Genomic DNA, 2,972 nt, shown 5'->3' with positions numbered 1-2,972 from the left:
TGCAATCGGAACGCTCTCCTACCATCAATATAATTGATCCACAGTTTCGGTAATATGTTTAGCCCCGGTACATTTTCGGCGCAGCGTCACTTGACTAGTGAGCTATTACGCACTCTTTAAATGATGGCTGCTTCTAAGCCAACATGCTAGTTGTCTGTGCAACGCCACATCCTTTTCCACTCAACATATATTTTGGGACCTTAACTGGTGGTCTGGGCTGTTTCCCTCTCGACAACGGACCTTATCACCCGCTGTCTGACTCCCGTGCATCACATAGGTGGCATTCGGAGTTTGTCTGAATTCGGTAACCCGGGATGGGCCCCTCGTCCAAACAGTGCTCTACCTCCACGATGCTAACACGAGGCTATACCTAAATATATTTCGGAGAGAACCAGCTATCTCCAGGTTCGATTGGAATTTCTCCGCTACCCACACCTCATCCGGTCACTTTTCAACGTAAGTCGGTTCGGCCCTCCATCCAGTGTTACCTGGACTTCAGCCTGGACATGGGTAGATCACCTGGTTTCGGGTCTGCAACCCCATACTAGACGCCCTATTCAGACTCGCTTTCGCTACGGCTCCACATTCGCTGCTTAACCTCGCATGCAATCACAACTCGCCGGTTCATTCTACAAAAGGCACGCCATCACCCATTAACGGGCTCTGACTACTTGTAAGCACACGGTTTCAGGTTCTATTTCACTCCCCTTCCGGGGTGCTTTTCACCTTTCCCTCACGGTACTGGTTCACTATCGGTCACCAAGAAGTATTTAGCCTTGGGAGATGGTCCTCCCAGTTTCCGACGGAATTTCTCGTGTTCCGCCGTACTCAGGATACACCGCCACAGATCAAAACTTCGCATACGGGACTGTTACCCCCTATGGTGCGACTTTCCAGTCGCTTCTGCTCGCTTCAATCTGCTTTTTCGGTGTCCTACAACCCCAGTCAAAGACTGGTTTGGGCTCTTCCCGTTTCGCTCGCCGCTACTCAGGGAATCGATTTTTCTTTCTCTTCCTCCGGGTACTAAGATGTTTCAGTTCCCCGGGTCTACCTCTCTCAGGCTATGTATTCACCTGAAAGTCGCACTAATNAGACTGGTTTGGGCTCTTCCCGTTTCGCTCGCCGCTACTCAGGGAATCGATTTTTCTTTCTCTTCCTCCGGGTACTAAGATGTTTCAGTTCCCCGGGTCTACCTCTCTCAGGCTATGTATTCACCTGACAGTCGCACTAACGTGCGGGGTTCCCCCATTCGGAAATCTTTGGTTCAACGCTTACTTACAGCTCCCCAAAGCATATCGGTGTTGGTTCCGTCCTTCATCGGCTCTTGGTGCCAAGGCATCCACCGTGCGCCCTTCATTACTTAATCGCAATGAATTTGTGAGTGTGTCTTGCGACACAACGCGTGTTTTTATGAACTCTTCAGTTCTCGGTTTCTACGCTTGATTTCGGTTAAAATCATTTTTCGCATTGCTTCTATACGGTTTTCAATGTGCAAAGTTTTAAATAAATGGTGGAGACTAGCGGGATCGAACCGCTGACCTCCTGCGTGCAAAGCAGGCGCTCTCCCAGCTGAGCTAAGCCCCCGTAAAAAACTGAATGGTGGGCCTAAGTGGACTCGAACCACCGACCTCACGCTTATCAGGCGTGCGCTCTAACCAGCTGAGCTATAGGCCCATTCATTACTTACGGTATATATATGAATGTAACTTCCAATTTAATGAAAAGCTTGAAAANCAATGAATTTGTGAGTGTGTCTTGCGACACAACGCGTGTTTTTATGAACTCTTCAGTTCTCGGTTTCTACGCTTGATTTCGGTTAAAATCATTTTTCGCATTGCTTCTATACGGTTTTCAATGTGCAAGGGTTGAATCGTCAATGAAGACCATTCAAAACTGAATACAATATGTCAATCGTTAATCCCGCCGTCCCAAAGGGACGTTCCGTTATATTCCTTAGAAAGGAGGTGATCCAGCCGCACCTTCCGATACGGCTACCTTGTTACGACTTCACCCCAGTCATCGGTCCCACCTTCGACGGCTGCCTCCATAAAGGTTGGCCCACCGGCTTCAGGTGTTACCGACTTCCGTGGTGTGACGGGCGGTGTGTACAAGACCCGGGAACGTATTCACCGTGGCATTCTGATCCACGATTACTAGCGATTCCAGCTTCATGGAGTCGAGTTGCAGACTCCAATCCGAACTGAGAACAGTTTTATGGGATTCGCTTGGCCTCGCGGCGTAGCTGCCCTTTGTAACCTGTCCATTGTAGCACGTGTGTAGCCCAAATCATAAGGGGCATGATGATTTGACGTCATCCCCACCTTCCTCCGGTTTGTCACCGGCAGTCTCACTAGAGTGCCCAACTGAATGCTGGCAACTAATGATAAGGGTTGCGCTCGTTGCGGGACTTAACCCAACATCTCACGACACGAGCTGACGACAACCATGCACCACCTGTCACTCTGCCCCGAAGGGAAGCCATGTCTCCATGGCGGTCAGAGGATGTCAAGATTTGGTAAGGTTCTTCGCGTTGCTTCGAATTAAACCACATGCTCCACCGCTTGTGCGGGTCCCCGTCAATTCCTTTGAGTTTCAGCCTTGCGGCCGTACTCCCCAGGCGGAGTGCTTAATGCGTTTGCTGCAGCACTAAGGGGCGGAAACCCCCTAACACTTAGCACTCATCGTTTACGGCGTGGACTACCAGGGTATCTAATCCTGTTTGATCCCCACGCTTTCGCACATCAGCGTCAGTTGCAGACCAGAGAGCCGCCTTCGCCACTGGTGTTCCTCCATATCTCTGCGCATTTCACCGCTACACATGGAATTCCACTCTCCTCTTCTGCACTCAAGTTCGCCAGTTTCCAATGACCCTCCCCGGTTGAGCCGGGGGCTTTCACATCAGACTTAACGAACCGCCTACGCGCGCTTTACGCCCAATAATTCCGGATAACGCTTGCCACCTACGTATTACC

At 50.4% G+C, this 2,972-nt stretch carries 2 tRNA genes and 2 rRNA genes; all 4 read right to left on the bottom strand.

Annotated elements, in window-relative coordinates:
- Nucleotides 1-1,366: ribosomal RNA gene (locus ABD734_RS00645) — 23S ribosomal RNA — on the bottom strand; the annotation flags it as partial.
- A 142-nt stretch (nucleotides 1,367-1,508) separates the two neighbouring features.
- Nucleotides 1,509-1,584, bottom strand: a tRNA-Ala gene (locus tag ABD734_RS00640).
- A gap of 13 nt (nucleotides 1,585-1,597) precedes the next feature.
- Nucleotides 1,598-1,674 (bottom strand) — tRNA-Ile (locus ABD734_RS00635).
- A gap of 283 nt (nucleotides 1,675-1,957) precedes the next feature.
- Nucleotides 1,958-2,972 (bottom strand): 16S ribosomal RNA (locus ABD734_RS00630); the annotation flags it as partial.

Origin of the sequence: Salinicoccus jeotgali (assembly GCF_039538805.1) — a bacterium.
In the GTDB taxonomy this organism is placed as follows: Bacteria; Bacillota; Bacilli; order Staphylococcales; family Salinicoccaceae; genus Salinicoccus; species Salinicoccus jeotgali.
This window is presented reverse-complemented; position numbering and strand designations above follow the sequence as displayed.